Source organism: Rhizobium rosettiformans (assembly GCF_016806065.1).
Classification (GTDB): domain Bacteria; phylum Pseudomonadota; class Alphaproteobacteria; order Rhizobiales; family Rhizobiaceae; genus Allorhizobium.
In genome coordinates, this window is the sequence record NZ_CP032405.1 from 2,797,745 (window position 1) to 2,821,653 (window position 23,909).

The window sequence follows — 23,909 nt, forward strand, 5'->3', positions numbered from 1 at the left end:
ATTTCTCTCTTTGAACTCATACAGTGAAGATAGCGCAGGATTGGTGTTTTGACGAGCACTGCCGCGTTGCCTGTGTTTCTACCTCCATTCCAGAGGACATCCCCATGAAACTCCCCTTCCGTCTGCCCTGGGCGCAAGCCCGGGATCGAACCTCCGTGCCTGAAGAAAAGGCGCTCATTCCGCGACCCGGGACGGCGCTGGCGCTGATTGCGGGCGAGGGCGAGGCGCGCTGGACAGGGCGAAATTACGCGGCGCTTGCGCGGGAAGGCTTCATGAAAAACCCGGTCGCGCATCGCTGTGTGCGGATGGTGTCTGAGGCCGCTGCCAGCATTGGGTTCCTTGCCTATCAGGCGGCGGTCGAGCGGGAGGGGCATCCGGCGCTTCAGCTGCTGGCGCGTCCGAACGGGGCGATGACAGGGGCGGATTTTCTCGAGACGCTCTATGGCCAGCTGCTGCTCTCGGGCAATGCCTATGTCGAGGCGGTGGCAGCGGGCGGGCGGGCCTCTGATCGGGCGGCGGAGTTGCATCTGCTTCGGCCGGACCGGGTGAGCGTGGTGACCGGAGCCGACGGCTGGCCGTCTGCCTATGACTATCGCGCCGGCACCAGGGCCAGGCGGATCGCGCTCGATGGTCTCCTGCATCTGAAGCTGTTTCATCCGCTCGACGACCACGAGGGATTTGCGCCGCTCGCGGCAGCGCAAGTGGCACTTGATTTGCACAATGCGGCGGGGCGCTGGAATAAGGCGCTCTTGGACAATTCGGCAAGGCCATCAGGCGCGCTGGTCTATCAGCCGAAGGAAGGCGGCAATCTCTCCGCCGACCAGTATCAGCGGCTGAAGGTGGAACTGGACGAGGGCTATTCCGGCCCGATGCGCGCCGGGCGGCCGCTGCTGCTGGAGGGCGGGCTCGACTGGAAATCCATGGGGCTCTCGCCCAAGGACATGGATTTCGTCGAGGCGAAGAATGGTGCGGCGCGCGATATCGCGCTTGCCTTCGGCGTGCCGCCCATGCTGCTCGGCATTCCCGGTGACAATACCTATGCCAATTACCAGGAGGCCAACCGCGCCTTTTATCGCCTGACCGTGCTGCCGCTGGTGACTCGCACGGGGGCCTCGCTTTCGGTGTTTCTGGGCGACTTGACGGGCGAGGCGCTGAGGCTGGTGCCGGATCTCGATACGGTGGCGGGCTTGGCGGCGGAGCGCGATGCGCTCTGGGCGCGGGTGGGGGCGGCGGCGTTTTTGACGGATGAGGAGAAGCGCGAGGCGGTGGGGTATTAAGGGGTTTGTTGTGCCACAAGCACGGATCCCCTCACCAACAAAATCTGAGGTTTAGCCCTGATCGGGCTAAGCCCTCGATTTTGTAACCTCTCCCACAAGGGGGAGAGGTGTCGATGCGGCTGGCGGCGCGCTCCCTCTCCTTCTCTGTGTGGGAGACAGCGAAATCGAAGGCTTAGGCGAGCGCAAGCCGCCTAAACTTCAGATTTCGCAAGTGAGGGGATCGGTTCTCTTGGCAATACCCTAGCATCACTCGGATGCGGGGTATGTATTTCCCACTAAGATGCCCACTCGACCGACAAGGACACCCGCCCATGGAGACCCAGCCCTAGCTGCCACCCGGTGCCAGTCTCACCGCCGACTGGATCGCCCCTCAGCAGGAAGCCGCGCTGATGCGGTTTTGACGCAAGGCCCGGCCAGGCAGGACCGGCCGCAACTTCATGCATCAATTCAACCGGCGGAATCAGACTGTGAACTTTCGCCGCCAAGCGATTCCAGGGACTCGACAATCTGCACCCACTTCGCATGACGGGTGAAGCGCTCGACGAGTGCGGACAAGGAAGAGGAAGCGCCGGCCGCAGCCTGTCGGCGGGATCGTTCCGGCCGGCGCTCATTGCAAAGCTAACCGCGAAAGATGAACAAATGACTGACTTCGGCCATGACGGCGGGGTGACCTCCGCGCGCGTGATCGGTGCTATCGCCGGCTCCGCGATTTCGCTGGTCTATCTGCTTCCCAAACATCGCCGCGAGGCGGCCGTGCGCTTTCTGACCGGCGTCGCCTGCGGGCTGATCTTCGGCGGGCCGACGGGTCTCTGGGGCGCCGGACAGCTGGGGCTCGAAGGGCGGTTGTCGACCGCGGAGATCATGCTGGCGGGGGCGACACTCGCGTCGTTTACCGCCTGGTGGGGGCTTGGTGTTCTGGTGCGGCTGACGGGCCGGGCGGGGGACAAGGTGGGTGGGTGAACGCCCTTATCCTGAGGTGCCCCTGCGCAGGCAGGGGCCTCGAAGGATCGCGCTTCGTTGTAATCGGTGGCCCTGACCCTTCGAGGCCCGCGCGGTGCGCGGGCACCTCAGGGTGAGGGGTTAAGGGCGGAGCGGCTATCCACCCTCCCCTTGAGGGGGAGGGTCGGAGCGCAGCTCCGGGGTGGGGTGACGGGTTCGGCGCTTCACTCTGAGTTCAGCATTCCACTCGCGGCCAGGATCACCCCCACCCGCCGCGTTGCGGCGACCTCCCCCCTCAAGGGGGAGGTGGGTGGGCACCGCCTTTGCGTCGCAAGGAGACCAAACCAAATCAACATCACGAGGAGACGAGCCATGCAGGCTTTGGAAACGGAGGGCAGGCCGCGCTTTTGTTATGCCGGGCTGACGCTGAAGGGTGTGGCGGGGGACGGGCGGTTTTCAGGCTATGCGAGCCTGTTCGGCGAGGTCGATCTCGGGCGCGACGCGATCGAGCCCGGGGCCTTTGCAGCCTCGCTGACCAAGCGCGGGGCGGGTGGCGTGCGCATGCTCTTTCAGCATGATCCGGCCGAGGTGATTGGCCGCTGGACAGAGATCCGCGAGGATGAGCGGGGGCTTTATGTCGAGGGCAGGCTCGCCACCGATGTGAGCCGTGCCCGCGAGGTGCATGCGCTGATGAAGGCGGGGGCTCTCGATGGTCTGTCGATCGGCTTTCGCGCGGTCAAGACGAGGGCGGACCGCAAGACGGGCGTGCGGCGCATTCTCGAGGCAGATCTCTGGGAGATCTCGGTGGTGACCTTTCCCATGCTGCCGACGGCGAGAGTGTCCAATGTCAAGCACAGGCGGTTCTACCGAGACAGGGAAACCGAGCTTGTCCGGCTGATGCGCCGGGCGGCTCGGTCGATGGCGAACAATCACTTCACGAAAGGATGAGCGACATGGAAGACGCGATGATGGCAGGTGAGAACAGGATGGTTGAGGCGGGGCTTGCAGCCTCCGCTGCAGGCGGGCGAGGCGGCAAGCGGGCCAAGGGGGTGCCCGCCAGGTTGGCACCGGAGGTGAAGGCGGCACCCGATACGGTGACCTCGGCCTTTGCTGAATTCATGAGTGCCTTCGAGGCCTTCAAGGAGGCGAATGACGAGCGGCTGGGCGAGATCGAGGAGAAGCTTTCGAGCGATGTCGTGACCCGCGACAAGGTCGAGCGGATCAACAAGGCGATCGACGAGCAGAGCCGGCTTTTGGACGAACTCGTGCTGAAGAAGCGCCGTCCGGCGCTCGACCGGCCCGGTCGTGAGGAGGCGGGGCTGGCCGAACACAAGGCGGCTTTCGAGGCCTATGTGCGGCGTGGCGACGACCAGGCGCTGCGCGATCTCGACCAGAAAGCGCTGTCGGCAGGTGTTTCCGGCGACGGCGGTTATCTGGTGCCTCAGCAGGTGGACGAGGAGATCGGCCGCAGGCTGCGGGTCATCTCGCCGATCCGGTCGCTGGCAACCGTGCGGCAGGTCTCGGGCTCGGTGCTGAAGAAGCCGTTTGCTGCGGCAGGCTTTGCCAGCGGCTGGGTGGCGGAAACGGCGGCGCGCACGCAGACCGGCACGCCGGAACTCTCCGAACTCGCCTTCCCGACCATGGAGCTCTATGCGATGCCGGCGGCGACCCAAGGCCTGCTTGATGATGCCGCCGTCGACATCGAGGCCTGGATTGCGGCGGAAGTCGACATCGCCTTTGCCGAACAGGAGGGCGAGGCGTTTGTGTCGGGTGATGGCGTGCTGAAGCCGAAGGGGTTTCTGGCCTATGACCAGGTGGATGACGGCGCCTGGGAATGGGGCAAGATCGGCACGATTGCCACCGGGGCGGCGGGTGCCTTTGCGGCAAGCGGCGCCTCGGACGTGCTGATCAACGTGGTCTATGCGCTGAAGGCGGGCCACCGGCAGAACGGCACATTCGTCATGAGCCGCCGCAGCCAGGGCGCGGTGCGCAAGCTGAAGGATGCCGACGGCAACTATCTCTGGGCGCCACCGGCCCGCGCCGGCGATCCGGCCTCGCTGATGGGCTTCCCGGTTGCCGAATCCGAGGACATGCCCGAGATTGCGGCCAATGCCACGGCGATCGCCTTCGGCGATTTCCGCGCGGGGTATCTGGTCGTCGATCGGGTTGGAGTGCGGGTGCTGCGCGATCCCTATTCGGCCAAGCCGTATGTGCTGTTCTATACCACCAAGCGCGTCGGCGGTGGCGTGCAGGACTTCGAGGCGATCAAGCTGGTGAAGTTTGGGGTGTGAGTTTTTGACCCTCCCCTTGAGGGGGAGGGGCGGAAGCTCGGTTACCTGCACCCGCCGCTTCGCGGGACCTCCCCCTCTCCCCTTTGTGGGAGAGGATACAAAATCGAGGGCTTAGCCCGATCAGGGCTAAACCTCAGATTTTGTTGGTGAGGGGATCGGTGATGGCAGCACTGAGAACCGACCCGTCGGTGGAACGGCGCCAAGGTGTTGTTATCTCGTGCTAACGGAACCGATCCCCTCACCTGGAAAATCTGAAGTTTAGGCGGCTTGCGCTCGCCTAAGCCTTCGATTTTCCGTCCTCCCCCACATGGGGGGAGGTGGGCCCGCCCCAGCACTTCGGCTCCCTCATGTTGAGGTGAGCGGGGAGCGCCCCTCGAACCATCCCATGTCCCAAATGATCAGGTGGCCTCGCCCTTCGAGGCCGGGCGTGGCCCGGCGCATCAGGGTGAGGGGTGCGCCTGCAATCCGCTTTCAAGGAAACTCCCATGACCATCATTGAACTCACTCCGCCCGCCGTGGAGCCGCTGACGCTTGTCGAGATCAGGGCGCATCTGAGGCTCGATACGGAGGACGAGGATGCGCTGCTCCTAGCGCTTGCCACCGTTGCCCGCGAGCATCTGGAGCGGGAGACGGGGCTGGTGCTGGCATCCAGGGATTTCAGGCTGTGCCTCGACGACTGGCCGGCGGATGGGATTGTGACCATTCCGCGTGGGCCGGTCCGGGCGATCACTTCGGTGATCGTCTATGACGGGGATGGCGAGCCGCAGGCGGTGGATCTCGCAGGGCATCTGCTGGATGGCGAGGCGCGGCCGGCAAGGCTCTGGTTGCGCGCGGTGCCGGAGCCGGGGCGGGCGTTGAACGGGATCGAGGTGGAATTGTCAGCCGGCTTTGGCGAGAGCGGTCCGGATGTGCCCGAGACGCTGAAGCGGGCGATGCTTTTGCATGTGGCGGCGATGTTTGCCTGCAGGGGCGTGGTCGCGGTCGAGGCCCAGCCGGCTGTGGTGCCGCCGGGTTACGACCGGCTGATCGCGCCCTTCTGCCGGCGGGGGCTTTGACCATGGCGCTGCTCGATATCGATGCCGGGCGGCTGACGGCGCGGCTGGTGCTGGAGCAGCCGGAGGCCGTGGAAGACGGGCAGGGCGGGGCTGCAGCGGGCTTCGTCGAACTGGCCCGTGTCTGGGCGCTGGTCGAGCCGCGCAGCTTTGCCGAGGAACAGAAGGGGCCGGGGCTTGTCGCGACCATCACGCATCATGTGACGGTTCGGGCCCGTGGCGATCTCGTGGCCGGGCAGCGTTTTCGAAAAGGAGCGCGGCTCTTCGAGATCCTGGCGGTGCGCGATCCCGACGAGACGGGCCGGTTTCAGCTGGCGCTGTGCCGCGAGGTGACGGGATGAGTAGCGGCGCCAGACAAGGGCGAGGGTCAGGACGAGGGCGCGGATCCGGGCCACGGGGCGTGGCGCTGGAGGAGACGGGCAGGCAACTCGCCGTGATCTTGCGGCGGGCACTGGCGGTCCGTGTGGCGAAGCGCAGCGATCGGGCCTCGGCGGAGGGAGCCTGGATGGACACGGATGGGCCGGCGACCGAAGGCCCGGGTGCCGACGGACGCGATCACCGGCTGACGGCTGAGGCGCGGACGGGCCGCTAGGCAAACGGAATCTTCGCGGACACCGGCTGTGCGGGGAGGGGCTCGAAAGCGCCGGCAGTTTTCGTATGGCACAGCATTGGGAGAGTGTAAGATGACGAATGCGGTCAATGCCTTGCTGGCGGGCCTTCAACAGGCGGTGAAGGCCGATGTGGACCTGACGGCCGCGCTCGGACCCAAGGGCCTGTCTGATCGGACGGTCCGACCGCAACGCTTTCCGGCGCTTGTCGTCGGCATGGTCGAAGCGCGGGATTTCTCGACCGGCGAGGCTGAAGGCGCGGAGATCCTGTTGACGCTGGAGGCCTGGAGTGCGGTCTCCCGACGTGAGGCGGAAGCGCTGGTGGCGGAACTGAGGCGGCTGGCCGATGGCTTGCCGGAGGGGCTCGATGGCTTTCGGCTGGTCAACTTCCGGCATCGCCGGACGACGAGCCGGCGCGAGGTGAAGACGGGGCTGTTCGTGGCTGAGGCGGGGTTTCGGGCGGTGGTGGAGTGATGTGTCCAATTGCTGCGACCCCATCCTGAGGTGCCCCTGCACCGCGCGGGCCTCGGAGGATCCGGTAGCAGTTTTTCTGTGGCCTCGATCCTTCGAGGCCGGGCTTTGCCCGGCGCCTCAGGATGAGGGGCGGACGGTCGCCGTGTGGGTGCCCAAGTCCGCCTCCCGCGACAAAGCACGCCCTCTGGAAACTGCCCGGGTAATCGAGTATCTTTCGATAAGACCTTCATGAGTGGATCGATGAGCGTGATTGCGCAAAGCCTGGGTGGCAGGGCGGCGGATCCGGAAGAGTTTCCGGAGCTGCAGACCCTGCTTGCTCGCATCGAAGCGGCCTGCGATCCGATTGATGTCATCCTGTATGGCAGTCGTGCACGTGGCGCGGCAACGGCACAAAGCGACTGGGATCTGAAGGTGATCGTTTCGGACGACGCGCCGGAGACGCTGATGTCGCCGCTGTTTGGCTGGCGCCTGCAGGAAGGCTCAGGGGTGCATGCAGACGTTTCGGTTGCGCGCCTTTCGGATTTCCAGGCGGACCTTCAGGTCGCGAATTCTGCGGCCAGTCACATCGTAGACGACGGTATTTTGCTTGTCCGCTGAACTGACATCGCCAACGCACTGCGATTGGCGCGTGAGGATCTGGAGGCGGCGACCTTGCTTGCGGCTGCCGATAACCGCAATGACGCCTATCACGCACAACAGGCTGCGGAGAAAATGCTTCTGGCCCTTCTGACGGCGGAGGGTATCCGGGCCGAGCGCCGGGATAGCCACCGCATCGACGTGTTGCGGGATCTGCTGCCCGACACGAATCCATTTAAGGCGCGGTTTGCACCGCTGACTTTCCTGACGGTGTTCGCGACCACCTATCGCTATCCCAAGGACGCCGGTCGAATTCCGGTGCGGACCGAGCGCGTTGAACTGGAAGCAGCACTTGCAAAGCTGAAGCAAATCCTGACCGATCTCGCAGGGCATTTTGGCGTCGAGCTTCACGCCTCGGATCGTTTGCCAGCGACGACGTCGAGCCCACCGCGCGCCTAGATCTTGACCTGTCCCCGCTTCGCAATCACCGCCAGCGCCAGGATGGCCGCAAAGCCGGTGGCGGCGAAGAGGGTGGCGAGCACGAGGCCAGCGTCGATGCCGGCGCGGTCGATGACGGCTGTCATCAGGACGGGGGCCGTCGCATTGGCGAGGTTTTGCGGCAGAGCGAGGCGCGCCGACTGGCGGGCGAAGCGGCTGGCGGAGAAGAAGGCGAGCGGCAGCGTGGCGCGCGCAAGCGTCGTGACGCCGGAGCCGAAGCCGTAGAGCGCGGTGAACATCAGCAGGCTCGACGGCGTGCCGGATGAGAAGATCAAAAGCAGGGTGGAACCCGTCAGCATGGCCATGCCGGCAAGCCCGGTGGTCACCGGCGAGGAGCGCTTGCCGAGCACCAGATCGAAGGCGCGGGCAGCAATGCCGAAGACGGCGCGCAGCGATCCGAGCTGGAGCGCCAGAGCCGGCGTGGCGCCGGAGAGTTCGAGAATATGCAGGAGCTGCGGCGACAGTCCGAAGGTCATCAGGCTGGCGAGCGAGGTCGAGAGCGCAATCAGCAGGAAGGCAATCGTCGCCATGCGACGGCTCAACTCCAGCGGCTCCCGGGCATCCGCGGCGAGGTCCTCGGCCGAGCGGGCGATCGCGATGCGGCCGAGGGACAGATGGATCGGCAGCGCCAGAAATAGCTGTGCTGCGGCTGCTGCCAGCAGCGCGCCGCGCCAGCCGAAGGCCTCGCCGGCCAGCGTCAGCAGCGGCCAGCAGACCGCCGAGGACAGCCCGGTGAAAATCATCAGGATGCCGATGGCGCGGCGGGCGCCGTGACCCTCGCGCTCGACGACGGCGGCAAACGCCGGCACGGTGAGCGCGAACGAGCCGCCAGCTCCGAGGATCAGCCAGGCGGCGGCATAGGTGACGATGCCGGTGGACAGCGCCAGCATGGCAAGGCCTGATGCCATCAGCACCGAGCCCATGGCGAGCACCTTCGAGGCGCCGTGGCGGGCGATCAGTCGGCCGGTCCAGGGGCCGAGAAAGGCCATTGTCAGCATCATCACGGTGAGCCCGGCAAAGGCCATTTCATTGGCGAGCCCGAGATCGGCGGCCATGGCGCGGCCGAAGACCGCCGGCATTTCATAGGTCGTGCCCCAGCCGAGGATCTGCGAGACCGCAAGCGCGGCGACGAGGAGGGTGCGGGGCATGTTCATGGGAGACTCAGGCGGATAGTTCGGGGCGGGGGTTTTCTTCTAGGCCGGTTGTAGGGTGGGCGATAGGGTAAAATCTTAGGGTGTGCGCGTGTTAGGGCGTGCCCAGTACGAGGTCCTCATGCTGAGCTGCCCGAGCCAGGCGAGGGCCTCGAAGCATCCGTCTTGTTGGTGGCCTCGGCCCTTCGAGGCCCGGCATTGCCGGGCACCTCAGGGTGAGGGGACGCATGGGTGTGCCGCTGCCACTCTCCCCTTGAGGGGGGTGACGCCGCTTCTGGCCGTGCCCATTCTGGCGAAGATCACCCCCACCCGCCGCTTTGCGGCGACCTCCCCCCTCAAGGTAAAGGTGGGAGCGCCACCGGCGCCTCGCCCGAAAACAATCACGGACATCATCAAAGGAGAGACGCCATGGGCGCGCAGAAGGGCAAGGATCTGTTGCTGAAGGTCGAGGACGGGGCGGGGTTTGTGACGGTGGCGGGCTTGCGGGCGAGGCGGCTCGCCTTCAATGCGCAAACGGTTGACGTGACCGACAGTGAAAGTGCCGGGCGCTGGCGCGAGCTGCTGGAAGGGGCGGGTGTCAGGCGGGCTGGGCTCACCGGCTCCGGCCTGTTCAAGGATGCAGCGTCCGATGCGCTGATCAGGGCGGCTTTCTTTGCCGGCTCCATCCTCAACTATCAGGTGGTGATCCCGGATTTCGGCACGGTGACGGCGCCGTTTCAGGTGACGGCGCTGGATTATGCCGGCAATCACGACGGCGAGGTGACCTTCGAGATCGCGCTGGAATCGGCCGGTGCCGTTTCCTTCGCGGCACTGTGAGGTGGTCATGCGGGGCTATGATCGCGACATGCGCGAACCGGTGACGGTGGGCCGCGCCAACCGCCATCGCGGCGAGGTCGAAGGCGTCATTGACGGCGAGCGGCGCATTCTGTGTCTGACGCTTGGCGCGCTTGGCGCGCTTGCCGAGCTGGAGACCGCTTTCGGGGCTGACAGCCTGACGGATCTCGCGGCACGTTTTGCCGGCGGCCGGCTGAAGAGCGCCGATCTGACCCGCATACTCGCCTGCGGCTTGCGCGGCGGGGGCAACCGGGTTTCGGATGCCGATGTCGCCGATATGGTGGTCGAGGGCGGCGTGGCGGGTGCAGCGAAACTGGTGGGCGAGTTGCTGGCGTTGACCTTCGGTGTGTCGGCAGATGAGCGCCGGGTTCGCGATGAACAGGGCGAGGGCGGCACCTCCCCTTGAGGGCCGCAGGCGGGCGAGAGGCGCGGCCGTTTCCCTGGGGAACGGTGATGACGCTCGGTCTCTTCCGCCTGCGGCTTTCTCCTGAAGTTTTCTGGGGCCTGAGCCTAACGGAATTGGCGGCAATGGCGGGGGCCTTCGGTGAGCCCGCCGGCCTGTCGCGTGGCGAGGTGGAGGCTTTGATGCGGCAGTTTCCGGATTGAGCGGCGGCGACCGGTAAGCGGACTTCACGCCCTCACTCGTCGACAGTTCTTCAGAGTGAGGAGCTGCCACTTGCGAGCAGATCGTGCAGTGCTATCAGTCTCTGCGAGAAGGACGGGTACACGCGCTGCAGGCGCTCGACATTGTCGACGACTTTCTCGGGTTGGAGATCGAAACCATACTTGTGCCGAACGAGGTGGCGAAAGCCCTTGAGCTCTGTGAGCTGTATGTGAAGGTCAGGCGACAGCAGGGGAGGTCTGCGCCCCGCCAGTTCTTAGGCCATCTGGTCGAGGACATCCTGATGAAGGGTCGTCCCCTTTGGGGCTGATCCATCGAGATCGCGCGCGAGGCTCATGAGAATGTCTTCGATTCCGTTGTAGACGTTGTGGACGCCGAGAGACACAGCGGAGACGGCGCCCCAATCTCCTGCCAGAACATCCCTTCTGTGGCGATCGAAGAAATCGCTCAGCTGTCCAAGCTCCCGTTCGCAACGGTCGAGCCTTGGAGAAAGTCTGGAGAATTCAGCGAGCGTGAACGGCATCATGCAGGAGCTCTTCCACCCTGGCAGGATCAAGATCAGCTTCGAAAAGCAAATCATAGGCGATATCGGTTCCGCGCAAGTGCGAGACGACGATTTGTTCGACCCGCAGGCGACGCGTGGGTGATAACGGACCGCGCACCAAAAGATCCACATCAGAGTGGATGCGAAAATCGCCTCGGGCCAGCGAGCCGACGGGCGTTACAACGATGCCGCCTGAACCGGCCTCCCGCACGATTGCTGCCACAACTCGCTCGGCCAAGGCGTGTCGAGGTTCAAGCCTTTCGGCGATCAGCGATTGCATACGGTTCATTTTCGTTCTCCCTGCCGCAGTCTAACGCAAGCGCGGTGCAGTCGGAAGTGGCCTCGCCCTTGAGCGTTTATGCTTCGCGGGTTCTTCAGCGGGAGGGGAAAGTGCGATGCGCGGCCGGGTCGCTGATGCTTGTGATGAAAGGACGTTTCCATGACCGATGACGACACACTTTCGGTCGCAGTCGACCTCGATGCGGCGGCAGCGCTTTCCGTGCTCGACGATCTCGAAAGCCGCTCGACGAGTTTCGGCCGGGCGCTGACCTCGGCGCTCAAGGGCGCGACGACAGGCGGCAAGGGGCTGGAGGAGGTGTTGCGCGGGGTCGGATTGCGATTGACCGATATTGCGCTGTCTTCAGGCCTAAAGCCGCTCGAGACAATGCTCGGCAATGCGGCGGGCAGCCTGATCGGCAGCCTGTCTTCCGGGTTTGGATCGGCGCTGTCCGGAGGCGGGGTAAACGCCTTTGCCCAAGGCGGTGTGCCGGGACGGGTCACGCCCTTTGCCGAGGGCGGCGTCGTGGCGGCGCCCACCTACTTTCCGATGGCCGGTGGGACCGGGCTGATGGGCGAGGCCGGGGCGGAGGCGATCCTGCCGCTGAAACGCGGTGCGGACGGCGCGCTCGGCGTCGCAGCTGAGGGCGGCGGTGGCACGACGGTCATCCATTTCCAGGTGACGGCCAGCGATGCGGCGAGTTTCGCCAGAAGCGAGGGGCAGATCACGGCCATGCTGGCGCGCTCCGTGGGGCGCGGACGGCGTGGGATGTGAGTGGGGAGCGAGTAGGCAGTAGGCAGTAGGCAGTAGGGAATGGCTTGCCCCTCATCCGACCCTGCGGGCCACCTTCTCCCCGCAGGCGGGGAGAAGGAAAGGGCGGCCGGCGTCGGAAGCTGCAATCAAGCAAACGCGGTCTGCAGACCGACCTGCACTCAGGCGACGACCTCCAGATCCGTGTACCGCAGCCGAAGACAGATGTGGTCAGCCCTGCGGGTCACCGGACAGACGCTTGTGAATTCTCATCGCCACAATTTTGCAGAACGGAGCCTTCCATGGCCTTTCACGAACAGCGTTTTCCGTTACGCCTGTCGCTGACGACGAGCGGCGGGCCGGGGCGGCAGACGGATATTGTTTCGCTTTCCAATGGCCGCGAGGCGCGCAATCGGCGCTGGCGGTTTTCGAGGCGCCGCTATGATGGCGGCACCGCGGTGCGCTCGGTCGCCGATCTCTATGCGGTGCTGGAATTCTTCGAGGCCCGCGGCGGACAGCTGCATGGGTTTCGCTTTCGCGATCCCGTCGATGGCAATTCGGCGCGACCCGGTGAGGCTGTGACGCCGCTCGACCAGTGGATTGGGGCGGGCGATGGTGAGACCTCGGCTTTTCAGCTGGTGAAGGCATATGGCGATGGCGCGGCGGTGGAGCGGCGGCCGGTGGTGAAGCCGGTGGCGGGATCGGTTCGGGTTGCGATTGACGGGGTGGAGCAAACGGGTGGGTTTTCGGTCGATGCGACGACCGGGATGGTTACGTTTGCGGCGGGACATATGCCGGGAGAGGGCACGGAGATCCGGGCGGGTTTCGACTATGACGTGCCCGTGCGTTTCGACACCGACAGGATCGAGATCGATCTCGAAGCCTTCCGGGCCGGGCGCATTCCCTCCATTCCGTTGATCGAGGTGATCCCATGAGACGGCTTCCCGCAGCGCTTTCTGCCCATGTCGCGACCGGCGAGACGACGCTCTGCCGCGCCTGGCGCGTCACATGCCGCGACGGCTTCCAACTGGGGTTTACCGAACACGACCAGCGGCTGGTCTTCGCCGGCACGGTGTTCGAACCGGGCACCGGATTTGCGGCGACCGAGGCAAGCAGTGCGAGCGGGCTTGCGGCGCCTGGTGCCGAGGTGCGCGGTGGCTTTTCGAGCGAGGCGATCACCGAAGCCGATCTCGCTGCCGGGCGTTTCGACGGTGCGCGGGTCGAGTGTTTCCTGGTGAATTGGCACGAACCGATGGAGCAGCACGCGCTTTTTACGGTGCAGGAAATCGGCGAGGTGAGCCGCGCAGGACCGGGCTTTTCGGCAGAGCTCCGCAGCTTTGCCCATCGCCTGCAGCAGGCCGAGGGGCGGATCTATAACAGGCGCTGCGACGCCGATCTCGGCGATGACAGGTGCCGGGTCAACATGGACGTGGCGAACCGCAGGGTGGCGGGCGTCGTCGCGGAGGTCCTCGCGGCCGACCGGCTGACGGTGTCTGGCCTGCCGGGCGTGGGCGAGGGGCATTTCCGGCTCGGGCATGTGAGGTTCGACGACGGGCCTCTTGCCGGCAAGCGGCTGGCGATCGAGGAGAGCAGCGCTGCTGTGGGTGGGCTGATGACGCTGAGGCTGTGGCTGCCGCTCGAGGCGCGTCCGGGGGAGGGCGATGCCGTTACGCTGACGGTCGGCTGTGACAAGAGTTTTGCTACCTGTCGAGCCATCTTTGGCAACCCGCTGAATTTCCGCGGTTTTCCGCATATGCCGGGCAGCGACTTCGCCTATTCCTATGTCACCGGAGACAGCACCCATGACGGCGGGGTGTTGTATCGGTGAGGGCTGCTTTTACCCTGCCCTCATCCTGAGGTGCCCCTGCGTGAGCAGGGGCCTCGAAGGATACAGTTCTTTGCCTCGACCCTTCGAGGCCCGACGAGGTCGGGCACCTCAGGGTGAGGGGAAGAGTTAGGGGCCGCCAGACGATAAGGTTCCGCGCCTCAATCCTCAAAGTCGGCGTCTACTGGCAGATCCGGAGGTCGCATGCGTCCGTGACGGATCGTGACGATGACGATGCGGTCGGCTTCGATAACGTAGTCGAGCAGATAGTCGCCGATGACCAAGGTTCTGGCGCCTGGAACGGGCAGGCTTCTGGCAACCGGGCCGGCTTCAGGATGCGCGCCAAGCACGAGCCTCGCGTCCGAGATCCGTGCGATGAAGGTTTTCGCCGCCGCCGGGCTTCTCTGCTGGAGATACCGGATTTCCTTTCGAAGCCAGCTTGCTGCCGATTTCGAAAGGACGACGCGCATCAGGCGACCTTGTCGGATGCGATGCGTTCAAGGTCTTTGAGGACCTGGTCGATGTCCTCCACGTGGCCGGCGGCCACCTCTTCGAGGCCCTGTCGATACGCAAGGATCTCCGCCCCCTCCTGCTGGAGGTAGGTTCTGAGCGCACGCACGATAACCCAGCTGCGCGAGCGCTCGGTCGCCTGCGCGATCGTGTCGATATCGGCGAGGACATCCTCGGGGATACGGAGCGCAATCGGATCAGATAGAGGTGGCTTGGTCATCGTGATCCTCCGGTACAAGCGTAATACACTGTAATACGGATTTGGTGATGGTTGAAGGGGCCTCTCGCGAGGAGGCGGGCTTCATCCTGAGGAGCTCGGCAGAGCGGGAGCCTCGCAGGATTCTGCAGCAGATCTGACCTCGACCCTTCGAGGCCCTCGCTGGGCGAGGGCACCTCAGGGTGAGGGGAAATGCTGTTGCGCGCTCATCGCAGCCATGGCGGTGATGCTCTTCGCAGATCTCTTCGTCCATTCCAAACCTACCTTCCATCCGGAGCCTCCCCATGTCCGTCAATACATCCGTCCTGGCGATTGCCGGGACCTGGGTCGGCACGCCCTATCGGCATCAGGGATCGGTAAAGGGGGTGGGCTGCGATTGTCTCGGGCTTGTTCGCGGGATCTGGCGGGAGCTTTATGGCAAAGAGCCCGAGGCTGTGCCGGCGTATCAGCCCGACTGGGCGGAGCGGGCGGGCGAGGAGCGGTTGATCCAGGCGGCCGGGCGGCATTTTCTGGCGGTTGCGTCCTTTGCGGAGAGCCGGGCGGGGGATCTCGTGCTGTTTCGTTTTCGGCCGCATCTGGCGGCGAAGCATGCGGGCATTCTGGCCTACTTGTCGCCGGAAGGCGGTGGCGGTGCGATGGACGCCAACGGGGCACGGTTGTCGGAGACGTGCGCGTGCGATCAACGGCCGCCCGATGCCTTCATCCATGCCTATGAACAATCGGCGGTGACGCTCTCGGCGCTCGTGCCGGCCTGGCGGCGCAGGATTGCCGGCATCTATCGCTTCCCCGAAAGGATCTGAAGATGGCGACCATTCTTCTGCAGGCGGCGGGTGCTGCCCTCGGTTCTGTCTTCGGGCCGGTCGGAGCGGCGATCGGCCAGGCGGCGGGTGCACTTGCCGGCAGCATGATCGACCGGAGCCTGTTGTCGGGCACGCGTGAGGTGAACGGCGCCCGGCTGTCCTCGGCGCGCATTTCCGGCGCCAGCGAAGGCACTGTCATTCCGAGGCTCTATGGCACCGCGCGGCTGGGCGGCACGCTGATCTGGGCGACGCGTTTCGAGGAAGAGACGGTGACCGAGCGCACCGGGGGCAAATCCTCCGGCGGCACGCGCACCACGACCTATCGTTACTATGCTAATCTGGCACTTGGGCTCTGCGAGGGGCCGATCGCGGGCGTGCGGCGGGTCTGGGCGGACGGGCGAGAACTCGACACGACCGAAGTCGAGATGCGCGTCTATCGCGGAACTGAAAATCAGCCGGCCGACCCGCTGATTGCGGCGAAGCAAGGGGCAGGCAATGCGCCGGCCTATCGCGGGCTTGCCTATGCCGTCTTCGAGCGGCTGCCGCTCGATGACTTCGGCAATCGCATTCCACTCATCCAGTTCGAGGTCATCCGACCCGTCGGGTCGCTGGAGGAGAAAATCCGGGCGGTGACGATGATCCCCGGCGCGACGGAACACGGTTATGCGACGGTCAGGATCTCGGATGCGCCGAGCGAGGGCGCGAAACGCTGGCTGAACCGCAACACGCTTGTTGCGGCGACGGATTGGCAGGCCTCACTGGACGAATTGCAGGCGCTTTGCCCTAATCTCGAAAGCGTGGCGCTGGTGGTGGCCTGGTTCGGCACGGATTTGCGCGCTGGCGACTGCCGCGTGTTGCCGGGGGTCGAGGTCGGCTACCGTAACGAGGAGAGCCGACCCTGGAGTGTTGCGGGCATCGGTAGAGGTGATGCCTATGTGGTGTCGCGCCACAGCGGTGGTCCGGCCTATGGCGGCTCGCCGAGCGACGAAAGCGTGATCGAGGCGATCCGCGATTTGAAGGCGCGCGGGTTGAAGGTGACGCTCTACCCCTTCGTGCTGATGGATATTCCCTCAGGCAACGGCTTGCCCGACCCCTATGGCGGGGCCGAGCAGGCGTCCTATCCCTGGCGCGGGCGGATCACGGCCTATCCGCCCGGAAGCGACAAGACGGCCTCGGCGCGGGCGCAGGTCTCGAGCTTCGTCTATCGCGGTGACGGCTATCGCCGTCTCGTGCTGCATTATGCGGCGCTCGCCGCTGCTGTCGGCGGGGTCGATGCCTTTCTGCTGGGCTCGGAACTACGCGGACTGACTGCTCTGCGCGACGAGGCCAATGCCTTTCCTTTCGTTGAGGCGCTGGTGGCGCTCGCCGGTGAAGTGCGGGGTCTGCTCGGCGGCGGGACGGCGATTTCCTATGGGGCGGACTGGACCGAGTATTTCGGCCATCAGCCAGCGGATGGCTCGGGCGACGTCTTCTTTCACCTCGATCCGCTCTGGGCGAGCCCTCATGTTACGGCCGTCGGCATCGACAATTACATGCCGCTCGCCGACTGGCGCGACGAGGATCTCGAGGCGGAAAGCCCCGATGGTTTCACCGGCATCGACGATGCCGAGGGATTTTCCCGGGCGCTGACATCGGGCGAGGGCTTCGACTGGTTTTATGCGAGCGAAGCGGACCGCCGGACGCGGGTAAGAACGCCGATTACCGATGGCGCCTATGGCAAGCCCTGGGTCTTCAGGTTCAAGGATCTCAAATCCTGGTGGGAGAACCCGCATTTCAACCGGATCGGCGGCGTCGAGCAGGCGAGCCCGACGGCCTGGATACCAGGCATGAAACCCTTCTGGATGACCGAAGTCGGTTGTGGCGCGGTCGACAAGGGGGCGAACCAGCCGAACATCTTCGTCGATGCCAAGTCGGCCGAGAGCGGAAGGCCTTACTTCTCTGCGGGTGCGCGCAGCGACAGCCAGCAGCGCCGCTTTCTGGAGGCTCATCTTGCTCACTGGACCGGCAGTTTCCTCCCATCAGGCATGGTTGATCCTTCGCATGTCTATGCCTGGACCTGGGACGCGCGGCCCTATCCGGCCTTTCCGCAGAACATGGCGCTCTGGGCGGACGGATCAAACTGGCGCACGGGGCATTGGTTGAATGGCCGGCTGGGTACGGCGACACTGGCCGACACGATTGCGGCGATCCTCAGGGATCATGGCTTTTCCGATTTCGACGTATCGGAAGTGGCGGGCGATCTCGGCGGCTATGTGAAGGGGGATCTGACCTCGGCGCGCGACCTGATCGAGCCCTTGCTCGACCTTTTCCAGATCGACGTGATCGAGGACGCCGGACGGCTGAAATTCCGCACCCGGCCGACGGCGAGCCTGGCTGCATGCGAGATCTCGGTGCTTGCCGACATCGCCGATCGCCCGCTCTGGAGCGAGACGCGCGGCCATGACAGTGACTTCGCCTCCGAGGCACTGGTGACCTTCTACGACCCGGCGGCGGATTATGTCGAGGCGAGCGTGCGCTCGCGCAAGGTGGAAGCGGCGACCGATCGGCAGCTGGCCCGCGACCTGCCTGCGGCGATGCCCGAGGAGACGGCGCTCGCCGCCGCCGAGGGCTGGCTGCGTGACAACCGGCTGGCGCGGCGCACGGTTCAGCTGGCGCTCGGTCCGCAGGAGATCGCGATCGAGCCGGGAGACGTGTTGCGCTTTCCGGAAGGACCAGAGGGGCGGTTTCTGGTGCAGGGCATCGACGAGGGCTTCGAGCGGCGTCTGACGCTGAGGGCCTTTGCCGGCAAGGTCTCCGCACCCGTGCCGGTGGTTGAACCCGGACGGGTGGTCGACGGTGGCGGTGCGGCCGGCTTTGCGCCGATCGTGCAGTTTCTCGATCTGCCGAGGCTGGAGGGTGCAAGCCATGCCGGTGACGCAAGTGTGACGGCCTTTGGCCGTCCCTGGCGGCGGCTTGCGGTATCGAGCTCTCCGGAACAGGAGGGCTATCGGCTGCGGCTGACGCTGGATCGGCCGGCGACCCTTGGGCGGCTTGTGGAGCCGCTCCTCCCGGGCCCTGTCGGGCGCTTCGATGGGGCGAATGCCCTGGTGGTCGAGGTGCTCGGCGGAGCCTTTGCCTCGGCGAGCCGCATGGCGGTTCTCTCCGGCGCGAACCGGATCGCGGTCCGGGCAAATACCGGCGGCTGGGAGGTCATCGGCTTTGTCGAAGCCGCGGAGATCGTGGTCGGACGCTTCAGGCTGACGGGCCTCTTGCGCGGGCTGGGCGGCACTGAGGACGCCATGGCGGCCGGTGCCGCAGCCGGGGCCGAGATCGTGGCTCTCGACGAAGCGGTCCGGCCGCTGGGGCTCATAAATGCCGAACGCGGGGCGGCGCAGAACTGGATCCTCGAGCCGATGGGGCTCGTGACCGAGCTTTCGGGGCCACATGTCTTTGCCGGCGGATTGCGGGCTGAGACGCCGCTTTCGCCGGTGCATGCGAAGGTGCTGCGGCAGGCCGCAGGCGATCTCGCAATCAGCTGGATTAGGCGCAGCCGCATCGAGGCCGATGGCTGGACGGAGGGCGAAGTGCCGCTTGACGAGGCGGAGGAGCGCTACCGTCTGGAGATCCTTGATGGTGCCACCGTGCTTCGGGTGGTCGAGGTGGCCAAGCCCGCCTGGACCTATGCCGGTGCCGATGAACTGACAGATTTCGGCGTGCCGCAGACGGCGCTTGACCTTCGCATCCGCCAACTCGGCCGCTTGGCAGCGGGCATGCCGCTCGAGGCGCTGGTTCCCGTCGATTGAAAACCATTCAACAGGAGGATGACATGCTGGAGATGAAACCCTGGTACCAGTCGAAGACCGTCTGGGGCGCCCTGATCGCCATTGCCGCCCCGCTTCTCGGCCGGGCCGGACTGGAACTCGGCGGCGCCGAGCAGGCGGAAATCGCCGAGGCCTTGACGGCGCTTGCCGGCACGGTCGGAGGATTGCTCGCGCTCTACGGCCGGCTGACGGCGACGAAGGGTGTGGGTGGGTGAGGGCATCCTGTGCCGATCTTTACCAAGTAAGGAATTTGCATTACTTTGTGTCGCCAAATAGGGCCGGCACGATGAACAAGATTTTACGCAAGGTGAGCACGATCACCGATAAGGGACAGACCACGATCCCGAAGCCAATTCGAGAGGCGCTTGGGGTCGGTTACGGCGGGCGCATCGCGTTCAGCCTGGACGAAAAGAACAGGGTCTATGTCGAGCGGGACGATGACGAGCAGGACGATCCGGCCTTGGAGGGTTTTCTTGATCTCCTTGCTAAGGATATGACCGCTCGTCCGGGGGATGCTTTTGTCGAGCTTCCTGCCGGGCTTCGTGATCGCATCGCCGCACTCACGCACGGCGCCGATGTCGACCTCGACGCTCCCATCGACGGCGATGTCGAGCTTTGAGACATGGACACGGTCAAGGGCTGGATCATTCGGGCGCATCCCTTGTTTCTCGACCAGCTCGAACGACTGACCCTGGCTGTAGAGAATGAGGCGCTGAAGAAGCCTGACACGTTCAAAAGTGGTGCCAATTTCAAGCTTTTGGCCGCCTTGGAAAAACTCGTGTTCGAGAGCATTCCGGCTGATCCAACCTTGCCTGTCTTTCGGCAGGGCGGGACCCTGGGATCCGAGCGCAAACACTGGTTTCGGGCGAAATTCGGCAATGGGCGCTTTCGGTTGTTTTTCCGATACAATTCGACCGCGCGCGTACTGGTGTTTGCCTGGGTCAACGATGCAAACACGTTGCGCAGCTATGGATCGCGCAGCGATGCCTACGCAGTGTTTCGAGCGATGCTCGACGTTGGCAATCCGCCTGACAACTGGCCGCAACTCCTCGAAGCTGCATCCAGCGCCAGGGCTGAGAAGCGTCTGGGCGAACTGACCGGTCGATCACAGACACTGATACATGGGGAGAAATGACGGTAGGACGGGCATGATCTCTACCCTCTCGCCACGCATTCATTTGCCATTCAGACGCCTTGCGGTACATAATTTGCCAAAGTGGACGTCATCCAAGAAGAAGCAGCAATGGCATCTTTCATGAAATACACGGGCCTGGCATTGGCCGTGACCGTGGCGGCTTTGCCGGCGACGGGAGGCGATGCCGTGGCGGCGGATTGCAGGCAAGCCGCGGAACGCGTGGTCGCCGAAGTCGGCGGGCAGTTGCTTTCCGTGCACGAATCGGGCGGTGAATGCGTGATCGTCGTGCTCGTGCCGGGCAATGGCAACGAGCGGCCGCGCAAGGTCACGATGCGGGTCGCCGAGTGACCTGCCTCCGGGATTGAAGAGCTTTCCGCACCGAGGGGTAATCGCATGCGCATTCTCGTCGTCGAAGACGATGTCAATCTGAACCGCCAGCTCGTCGAGGCCCTGCAGGAAGCGGGCTATGTCGTCGACAAGGCTTTCGATGGCGAGGAAGGCCATTTCCTCGGCGAAACCGAACCCTATGACGCTGTTATCCTCGACATCGGCCTTCCCGAGATGGACGGTATAACCGTGCTGGAGAAATGGCGCGCGGCAAGCCGTGTCATGCCGGTGCTGATCCTGACGGCCCGCGACCGCTGGTCGGACAAGGTGGCCGGCATCGACGCAGGCGCCGACGACTATGTCACCAAGCCTTTTCATGTCGAGGAAGTGCTTGCCCGCATCCGCGCCCTGATCCGCCGGGCGGCAGGCCATGCATCCTCAGAGATCGTCTGCGGACCCGTGCGGCTTGACACAAAGAGCTCCAAGGCGACCGTTGAAGGCGTGACGCTGAAGCTCACCTCGCACGAATACCGGCTTCTGTCCTATCTGATGCATCACATGGGCGAAGTCGTATCGCGCACCGAACTGGTCGAGCATCTCTACGACCAAGATTTCGACCGCGATTCCAACACGATCGAGGTTTTTGTCGGTCGTCTGCGCAAGAAGCTCGGTATCGACATGATCGAAACCGTGCGCGGCCTCGGCTATCGCATCCAAGCCCCGGCGAAATGAGGATCCGCTCGCTCACTGCGCGCGTCCTGATCCTTGCCACGCTCTGGTCGGCGCTGGCCTTGGTGACGATTGCGGTAGCGATTTCAGCCCTTTATCGTCAGGGCGTCGAACGCGGCTTCAACAATCTCCTGCGTGCCCAGCTCTATAACGTCGTCAACTCCGTTTCGATCGGCGACAGCGACAGCCTGACCGGTTCGCCGGCGCTGGGTGACCTCAGGTTCTCCCAGCCCGCGACGGGCTGGTACTGGCTGGTCGAGCCGCTCGGCAACTATGCCACGGCACCGCTCGCCTCCGCCTCGCTCGGGGTCGCGAACCTTGCCGTTCCCGACGTGGAAGCGACGCCTTTCGACCAGAACTACGAACGCTATTACGAAATGACCGATGATGTCGGCAACCACATCCGTGTTGCCGAAACCGAAGTGGTGCTCGACGACCAGGGACGGGCGGCACGCTTCCGGGTCTCGGGCAACCTGCAGGTGGTCGAGGACGAGATCGCCTTTTTCACCAGCCGTCTCTACGCCGCGCTCGCCGTGGTCGGCATTGGCGGGCTGATCGTCAACGGTCTTGCCATCCTCTATGGCCTGAAGCCGCTCGACCGCGCGCGCCGGGCGCTGGAGCGCATCCGGCGAGGCGAGGCCGAGCGGATCGAAGGTGATTTCCCGAGCGAGGTTCAGCCGCTTGCCAACGAGATCAACGCGCTGATCGACAGCAACCGCCGCATTGTCGAGCGGGCCCGCATGCAGGTCGGCAATCTCGCCCATTCCCTGAAAACGCCGATCGCCGTGCTTTTGAACGAGGCGCGCACCCTGGAGAAAAATCAGGCCGAAGTCATCGCGACCCAGGCCGAGGCCATGCAGGCGCAGGTAAGCTCCTATCTGAACAGGGCGCGGATTGCCGCCCAGCGCGACAGTGTGCTGGCCCGCACCGAGGCGCAGCCGGTCATGGAGCGGCTGGCGCGGGTGATGCGCAAGCTGAACGCCGATATACTCTTCGAACTCGATGTCGCGCCGGACCTCACCTTTGCGATGGAGCAGCAGGATGTCGAGGAGGTCATCGGCAACCTTCTGGAAAACGCCTCCCGCTTTGCCCGCACCAAGGTGGTCACCAAGGCCGTGATGACAACCCGTGACGACGACGTGACCGACGGCCGGCGCGGCTGGATCGAGATCGTGGTCGAGGATGACGGGCCGGGGCTTGCTCCCGACCAGATAGGCGAGGCGCTGAAGCGCGGCCGAAGGCTCGACGAGAGCAAGCCCGGTACGGGGCTCGGACTGTCGATCGTCAAGGAGATTTCGGGGGAATATCAGGGGTCTTTCGGCCTGTCGCGCGCCGGCATTGGGGGGCTTCGCGCACAGTTGATCCTACCAGCTGTGACCAAGGACACTGCGTGATTGATTTTCCTGTGAAATTACATAGGTGTATAAGACGGCCTTGAGCCGGTCGAAGGCCGTCATCCGCTTCGCGCGAACAGGTTGGCCTCGACGACAGAAATCGACGGGACTTGGAACGGTCTGATGGGTGTGAAGCACTTCGGGATACTTGCAGCCACTGGCCTCGTGTCGCTCGCGCTTGCGGGCTGCACCACTTCGGGCGGCGGCCGCACGGCGACAGCCAATTCCGCCGTCTATATTGCGGCGCTTCAGGGCGGCATTGTCTCGCGCACGGGCGTCGAACTCTCGCGCAGCGAAACGCAGCGCGCGCTCGAAGCGGAATACCGCGCGCTCGAGGCGGCCCCCGGTGGCCAGCCCGTGACCTGGGCAGGCGGTGAGGTGCGTGGTGAGGTTGTTGCAGCCGCCCCTTACCAGGTCGGCCAGCAGAACTGCAGGCAGTTCACCCACAAGGTATATCGCAGCGGCCGCGAACTGCAGGCTCGCGGCGCGGCCTGCCGCAACTCGAACGGCACCTGGACGCCGCTGAGCTGAGGCGCAGGCGGACCCGCATCCCTTGCCGCTTGCCTTCTAGCGAAGTCATCCGAATCGTCTTCCTAAAGTGTATGCTTTGGCGTACACTGCGAAAATGACGCGCTTTGAGATCGAGGTGTATCTGACCGAGGATGGCGAGGCGCCTTTCCAGGCGTGGCTCGATGCGATTGCCAGTTCCGAAATCAGAACCCAAATTTTGGCCCGCATCCGCCGCGCATCATTGGGTAATTTCGGCGATTGGAAACCGTTGGCAGGTGCGCACGGCATCTTTGAAATGCGGATCCATGCCGGAGCCGGTTACCGCGTGTTCTACACGGTCCTTGGAAATACGGTGGTTCTGTTGTTGGCAGGCGCGACGAAGAAAGATCAGAGGCGGACGCTCGAAAGGGCCAAGGTCTATCTGGAGGACTATCGCAAGAGGATGAAGCCGTGAACAAGCCGAGCAGACCGTTCGATTTCGACCGCTATGAAGAGCTGCTGCGGGACCCGGAGAATGCAGCCATTTATCTGGCGGAGTTCCTTGAAAGTGGTGACATGGAGCTCTTCCAGGAGGCCCTGCGTCACGTTGCCAAGGCGCAGGCTGGCGGGCTGGCGGGTGTGGCGGAACAGGCGCAGCTGAACAGGGGCAGCCTTTACAAATCCCTGTCGAAGAACGGCAAACCACAGTTTGAAACATTGGCCAAGATACTGGCCACGATGGGGCTGCAGTTCACGATCACGCCCACACAGCAGCAGTCTTGAGCTCTTT

31 protein-coding genes and 1 pseudogene are annotated in these 23,909 nt (G+C 64.6%); 27 read left to right on the forward strand and 5 right to left on the reverse strand.

Going from position 1 to position 23,909, the window contains the following annotated elements:
* The first annotated feature begins 104 nt into the window (after positions 1-104).
* From D4A92_RS13615 to D4A92_RS13660, 10 genes are all read left to right on the forward strand, one after another.
* The gene (locus D4A92_RS13615; protein WP_203014059.1) at positions 105-1,277 is read left to right on the forward strand and encodes a phage portal protein; all 1,173 of its coding nucleotides are present in this window, start codon (positions 105-107) and stop codon (positions 1,275-1,277) included.
* 639 nt (positions 1,278-1,916) lie between these two features.
* Positions 1,917-2,237 (forward strand): DUF6107 family protein, encoded by a 321-nt coding sequence (locus D4A92_RS13620; RefSeq protein ID WP_203014061.1) that lies wholly within the window; start codon positions 1,917-1,919, stop codon positions 2,235-2,237.
* A 351-nt stretch (positions 2,238-2,588) separates the two neighbouring features.
* Positions 2,589-3,164 carry an HK97 family phage prohead protease gene (locus tag D4A92_RS13625; protein WP_203014063.1) on the forward strand — a complete coding sequence of 192 codons (576 nt, stop codon included), beginning with the start codon at positions 2,589-2,591 and terminating at the stop codon, positions 3,162-3,164.
* Between the two features lie 5 nt (positions 3,165-3,169).
* On the forward strand, positions 3,170-4,507 hold the full coding sequence (locus D4A92_RS13630; RefSeq protein ID WP_246753947.1) for a phage major capsid protein: 1,338 nt from the start codon (positions 3,170-3,172) through the stop codon (positions 4,505-4,507).
* A gap of 485 nt (positions 4,508-4,992) precedes the next feature.
* Positions 4,993-5,562 (forward strand): head-tail connector protein, encoded by a 570-nt coding sequence (locus tag D4A92_RS13635; RefSeq protein WP_203014065.1) that lies wholly within the window; start codon positions 4,993-4,995, stop codon positions 5,560-5,562.
* A gap of 2 nt (positions 5,563-5,564) precedes the next feature.
* Complete coding sequence (locus D4A92_RS13640; protein ID WP_203014067.1) at positions 5,565-5,900, forward strand: phage head closure protein; 336 nt, start codon at positions 5,565-5,567, stop codon at positions 5,898-5,900.
* A 92-nt stretch (positions 5,901-5,992) separates the two neighbouring features.
* Positions 5,993-6,151: a hypothetical protein gene (locus D4A92_RS13645; RefSeq protein WP_203014070.1), complete on the forward strand. Its 159-nt coding sequence runs from the start codon at positions 5,993-5,995 to the stop codon at positions 6,149-6,151.
* A 91-nt stretch (positions 6,152-6,242) separates the two neighbouring features.
* On the forward strand, positions 6,243-6,641 hold the full coding sequence (locus tag D4A92_RS13650; RefSeq protein ID WP_203014072.1) for a DUF3168 domain-containing protein: 399 nt from the start codon (positions 6,243-6,245) through the stop codon (positions 6,639-6,641).
* 228 nt (positions 6,642-6,869) lie between these two features.
* Entirely contained in the window at positions 6,870-7,238 is a 369-nt protein-coding gene (locus tag D4A92_RS13655; RefSeq protein ID WP_203014075.1) for a nucleotidyltransferase domain-containing protein, read from the forward strand.
* Between the two features lie 24 nt (positions 7,239-7,262).
* Complete coding sequence (locus D4A92_RS13660) at positions 7,263-7,676, forward strand: HEPN domain-containing protein (protein WP_203014077.1); 414 nt, start codon at positions 7,263-7,265, stop codon at positions 7,674-7,676.
* Here D4A92_RS13660 and D4A92_RS13665 read toward each other — a convergent pair.
* Positions 7,673-8,869 (reverse strand): MFS transporter, encoded by a 1,197-nt coding sequence (locus D4A92_RS13665; protein WP_203014080.1) that lies wholly within the window; start codon positions 8,867-8,869, stop codon positions 7,673-7,675. The genes D4A92_RS13660 and D4A92_RS13665 overlap by 4 nt on opposite strands.
* Before the next feature lie 405 nt (positions 8,870-9,274).
* Between D4A92_RS13665 and D4A92_RS13670 the strand changes: the two genes are divergently transcribed.
* From D4A92_RS13670 to D4A92_RS13680, 3 genes are read left to right on the forward strand one after another with little or no spacing between them, the layout of a single operon-like run.
* Positions 9,275-9,682: a phage major tail protein, TP901-1 family gene (locus D4A92_RS13670; RefSeq protein ID WP_203014083.1), complete on the forward strand. Its 408-nt coding sequence runs from the start codon at positions 9,275-9,277 to the stop codon at positions 9,680-9,682.
* 7 nt (positions 9,683-9,689) lie between these two features.
* Entirely contained in the window at positions 9,690-10,106 is a 417-nt protein-coding gene (locus D4A92_RS13675; RefSeq protein ID WP_246753948.1) for a gene transfer agent family protein, read from the forward strand.
* Positions 10,107-10,153: 47 nt separating this feature from the next.
* A complete protein-coding gene (locus D4A92_RS13680; protein WP_246753949.1) occupies positions 10,154-10,306 on the forward strand; it encodes a phage tail assembly chaperone in 153 nt (50 codons plus the stop codon).
* A gap of 50 nt (positions 10,307-10,356) precedes the next feature.
* Here D4A92_RS13680 and D4A92_RS25290 read toward each other — a convergent pair.
* Positions 10,357-10,902 (reverse strand): annotated as a pseudogene (locus D4A92_RS25290) (hypothetical protein).
* The gene (locus tag D4A92_RS13690) at positions 10,826-11,155 is read right to left on the reverse strand and encodes a nucleotidyltransferase domain-containing protein (protein WP_203014088.1); all 330 of its coding nucleotides are present in this window, start codon (positions 11,153-11,155) and stop codon (positions 10,826-10,828) included. The pseudogene D4A92_RS25290 and the gene D4A92_RS13690 overlap by 77 nt, the downstream one beginning before the upstream one ends.
* 150 nt (positions 11,156-11,305) lie before the next feature.
* Here D4A92_RS13690 and D4A92_RS13695 point away from each other — a divergent pair, with 150 nt between their 5' ends.
* From D4A92_RS13695 to D4A92_RS13705, 3 genes are all read left to right on the forward strand, one after another.
* Complete coding sequence (locus D4A92_RS13695; protein WP_203014091.1) at positions 11,306-11,917, forward strand: phage tail tape measure protein; 612 nt, start codon at positions 11,306-11,308, stop codon at positions 11,915-11,917.
* A 278-nt stretch (positions 11,918-12,195) separates the two neighbouring features.
* A complete protein-coding gene (locus tag D4A92_RS13700; RefSeq protein WP_203014094.1) occupies positions 12,196-12,828 on the forward strand; it encodes a DUF2460 domain-containing protein in 633 nt (210 codons plus the stop codon).
* The gene (locus D4A92_RS13705; RefSeq protein WP_203014096.1) at positions 12,825-13,721 is read left to right on the forward strand and encodes a DUF2163 domain-containing protein; all 897 of its coding nucleotides are present in this window, start codon (positions 12,825-12,827) and stop codon (positions 13,719-13,721) included. The genes D4A92_RS13700 and D4A92_RS13705 overlap by 4 nt, the downstream gene beginning before the upstream one ends.
* Before the next feature lie 158 nt (positions 13,722-13,879).
* Here D4A92_RS13705 and D4A92_RS13710 read toward each other — a convergent pair whose 3' ends face one another.
* Positions 13,880-14,188, reverse strand: a complete 309-nt coding sequence (locus tag D4A92_RS13710) for a type II toxin-antitoxin system RelE/ParE family toxin (RefSeq protein ID WP_203014098.1) — start codon at positions 14,186-14,188, stop codon at positions 13,880-13,882.
* A complete protein-coding gene (locus D4A92_RS13715) occupies positions 14,188-14,448 on the reverse strand; it encodes a CopG family ribbon-helix-helix protein (protein ID WP_203014100.1) in 261 nt (86 codons plus the stop codon). The genes D4A92_RS13710 and D4A92_RS13715 overlap by 1 nt, the downstream gene beginning before the upstream one ends.
* Before the next feature lie 281 nt (positions 14,449-14,729).
* Here D4A92_RS13715 and D4A92_RS13720 point away from each other — a divergent pair, with 281 nt between their 5' ends.
* The 11 genes from D4A92_RS13720 to D4A92_RS13770 all read left to right on the forward strand — a co-directional run bounded on the left by D4A92_RS13720 (position 14,730) and on the right by D4A92_RS13770 (position 23,902).
* Positions 14,730-15,245: an NlpC/P60 family protein gene (locus D4A92_RS13720; RefSeq protein WP_203014102.1), complete on the forward strand. Its 516-nt coding sequence runs from the start codon at positions 14,730-14,732 to the stop codon at positions 15,243-15,245.
* Between the two features lie 2 nt (positions 15,246-15,247).
* Positions 15,248-19,027, forward strand: a complete 3,780-nt coding sequence (locus D4A92_RS13725; RefSeq protein ID WP_203014105.1) for a baseplate multidomain protein megatron — start codon at positions 15,248-15,250, stop codon at positions 19,025-19,027.
* Between the two features lie 23 nt (positions 19,028-19,050).
* Positions 19,051-19,260 carry a hypothetical protein gene (locus D4A92_RS13730; RefSeq protein WP_203014108.1) on the forward strand — a complete coding sequence of 70 codons (210 nt, stop codon included), beginning with the start codon at positions 19,051-19,053 and terminating at the stop codon, positions 19,258-19,260.
* Positions 19,261-19,352: 92 nt separating this feature from the next.
* The gene (locus D4A92_RS13735; protein WP_246753951.1) at positions 19,353-19,664 is read left to right on the forward strand and encodes a type II toxin-antitoxin system PrlF family antitoxin; all 312 of its coding nucleotides are present in this window, start codon (positions 19,353-19,355) and stop codon (positions 19,662-19,664) included.
* A 3-nt stretch (positions 19,665-19,667) separates the two neighbouring features.
* Positions 19,668-20,180, forward strand: a complete 513-nt coding sequence (locus D4A92_RS13740; protein ID WP_203014113.1) for a type II toxin-antitoxin system YhaV family toxin — start codon at positions 19,668-19,670, stop codon at positions 20,178-20,180.
* Between the two features lie 108 nt (positions 20,181-20,288).
* On the forward strand, positions 20,289-20,528 hold the full coding sequence (locus D4A92_RS13745) for a hypothetical protein (RefSeq protein ID WP_203014115.1): 240 nt from the start codon (positions 20,289-20,291) through the stop codon (positions 20,526-20,528).
* A gap of 45 nt (positions 20,529-20,573) precedes the next feature.
* Positions 20,574-21,239, forward strand: a complete 666-nt coding sequence (locus tag D4A92_RS13750) for a response regulator transcription factor (RefSeq protein ID WP_203014117.1) — start codon at positions 20,574-20,576, stop codon at positions 21,237-21,239.
* Complete coding sequence (locus D4A92_RS13755) at positions 21,236-22,630, forward strand: ATP-binding protein (RefSeq protein ID WP_203014119.1); 1,395 nt, start codon at positions 21,236-21,238, stop codon at positions 22,628-22,630. The genes D4A92_RS13750 and D4A92_RS13755 overlap by 4 nt, the downstream gene beginning before the upstream one ends.
* A gap of 123 nt (positions 22,631-22,753) precedes the next feature.
* On the forward strand, positions 22,754-23,161 hold the full coding sequence (locus tag D4A92_RS13760) for a hypothetical protein (RefSeq protein ID WP_203014121.1): 408 nt from the start codon (positions 22,754-22,756) through the stop codon (positions 23,159-23,161).
* A 94-nt stretch (positions 23,162-23,255) separates the two neighbouring features.
* Positions 23,256-23,594 (forward strand): type II toxin-antitoxin system RelE/ParE family toxin, encoded by a 339-nt coding sequence (locus D4A92_RS13765; protein WP_203014123.1) that lies wholly within the window; start codon positions 23,256-23,258, stop codon positions 23,592-23,594.
* Positions 23,591-23,902 (forward strand): addiction module antidote protein, encoded by a 312-nt coding sequence (locus D4A92_RS13770; RefSeq protein WP_203014125.1) that lies wholly within the window; start codon positions 23,591-23,593, stop codon positions 23,900-23,902. Before D4A92_RS13765 ends, D4A92_RS13770 begins: the two co-directional genes overlap by 4 nt.
* Positions 23,903-23,909: the final 7 nt, after the last annotated feature.

Excerpts from the sequence above, each read along its gene's own strand:
- D4A92_RS13615 (WP_203014059.1), top strand. The coding sequence starts at position 105 with ATGAAACTCCCCTTCCGTCTGCCCTGGGCGCAAGCCCGGGATCGAACC.
- D4A92_RS13620 (WP_203014061.1), top strand. The coding sequence starts at position 1,917 with ATGACTGACTTCGGCCATGACGGCGGGGTGACCTCCGCGCGCGTGATC.
- D4A92_RS13625 (WP_203014063.1), top strand. The coding sequence starts at position 2,589 with ATGCAGGCTTTGGAAACGGAGGGCAGGCCGCGCTTTTGTTATGCCGGG.
- D4A92_RS13630 (WP_246753947.1), top strand. The coding sequence starts at position 3,170 with ATGGAAGACGCGATGATGGCAGGTGAGAACAGGATGGTTGAGGCGGGG.
- D4A92_RS13635 (WP_203014065.1), top strand. The coding sequence starts at position 4,993 with ATGACCATCATTGAACTCACTCCGCCCGCCGTGGAGCCGCTGACGCTT.
- D4A92_RS13640 (WP_203014067.1), top strand. The coding sequence starts at position 5,565 with ATGGCGCTGCTCGATATCGATGCCGGGCGGCTGACGGCGCGGCTGGTG.
- D4A92_RS13650 (WP_203014072.1), top strand. The coding sequence starts at position 6,243 with ATGACGAATGCGGTCAATGCCTTGCTGGCGGGCCTTCAACAGGCGGTG.
- D4A92_RS13655 (WP_203014075.1), top strand. The coding sequence starts at position 6,870 with ATGAGTGGATCGATGAGCGTGATTGCGCAAAGCCTGGGTGGCAGGGCG.
- D4A92_RS13665 (WP_203014080.1), bottom strand. The coding sequence starts at position 8,869 with ATGAACATGCCCCGCACCCTCCTCGTCGCCGCGCTTGCGGTCTCGCAG.
- D4A92_RS13670 (WP_203014083.1), top strand. The coding sequence starts at position 9,275 with ATGGGCGCGCAGAAGGGCAAGGATCTGTTGCTGAAGGTCGAGGACGGG.
- D4A92_RS13675 (WP_246753948.1), top strand. The coding sequence starts at position 9,690 with ATGCGGGGCTATGATCGCGACATGCGCGAACCGGTGACGGTGGGCCGC.
- D4A92_RS13680 (WP_246753949.1), top strand. The coding sequence starts at position 10,154 with ATGACGCTCGGTCTCTTCCGCCTGCGGCTTTCTCCTGAAGTTTTCTGG.
- D4A92_RS13690 (WP_203014088.1), bottom strand. The coding sequence starts at position 11,155 with ATGAACCGTATGCAATCGCTGATCGCCGAAAGGCTTGAACCTCGACAC.
- D4A92_RS13695 (WP_203014091.1), top strand. The coding sequence starts at position 11,306 with ATGACCGATGACGACACACTTTCGGTCGCAGTCGACCTCGATGCGGCG.
- D4A92_RS13700 (WP_203014094.1), top strand. The coding sequence starts at position 12,196 with ATGGCCTTTCACGAACAGCGTTTTCCGTTACGCCTGTCGCTGACGACG.
- D4A92_RS13705 (WP_203014096.1), top strand. The coding sequence starts at position 12,825 with ATGAGACGGCTTCCCGCAGCGCTTTCTGCCCATGTCGCGACCGGCGAG.
- D4A92_RS13710 (WP_203014098.1), bottom strand. The coding sequence starts at position 14,188 with ATGCGCGTCGTCCTTTCGAAATCGGCAGCAAGCTGGCTTCGAAAGGAA.
- D4A92_RS13715 (WP_203014100.1), bottom strand. The coding sequence starts at position 14,448 with ATGACCAAGCCACCTCTATCTGATCCGATTGCGCTCCGTATCCCCGAG.
- D4A92_RS13720 (WP_203014102.1), top strand. The coding sequence starts at position 14,730 with ATGTCCGTCAATACATCCGTCCTGGCGATTGCCGGGACCTGGGTCGGC.
- D4A92_RS13725 (WP_203014105.1), top strand. The coding sequence starts at position 15,248 with ATGGCGACCATTCTTCTGCAGGCGGCGGGTGCTGCCCTCGGTTCTGTC.
- D4A92_RS13730 (WP_203014108.1), top strand. The coding sequence starts at position 19,051 with ATGCTGGAGATGAAACCCTGGTACCAGTCGAAGACCGTCTGGGGCGCC.
- D4A92_RS13740 (WP_203014113.1), top strand. The coding sequence starts at position 19,668 with ATGGACACGGTCAAGGGCTGGATCATTCGGGCGCATCCCTTGTTTCTC.
- D4A92_RS13745 (WP_203014115.1), top strand. The coding sequence starts at position 20,289 with ATGGCATCTTTCATGAAATACACGGGCCTGGCATTGGCCGTGACCGTG.
- D4A92_RS13750 (WP_203014117.1), top strand. The coding sequence starts at position 20,574 with ATGCGCATTCTCGTCGTCGAAGACGATGTCAATCTGAACCGCCAGCTC.
- D4A92_RS13755 (WP_203014119.1), top strand. The coding sequence starts at position 21,236 with ATGAGGATCCGCTCGCTCACTGCGCGCGTCCTGATCCTTGCCACGCTC.
- D4A92_RS13760 (WP_203014121.1), top strand. The coding sequence starts at position 22,754 with ATGGGTGTGAAGCACTTCGGGATACTTGCAGCCACTGGCCTCGTGTCG.
- D4A92_RS13765 (WP_203014123.1), top strand. The coding sequence starts at position 23,256 with ATGACGCGCTTTGAGATCGAGGTGTATCTGACCGAGGATGGCGAGGCG.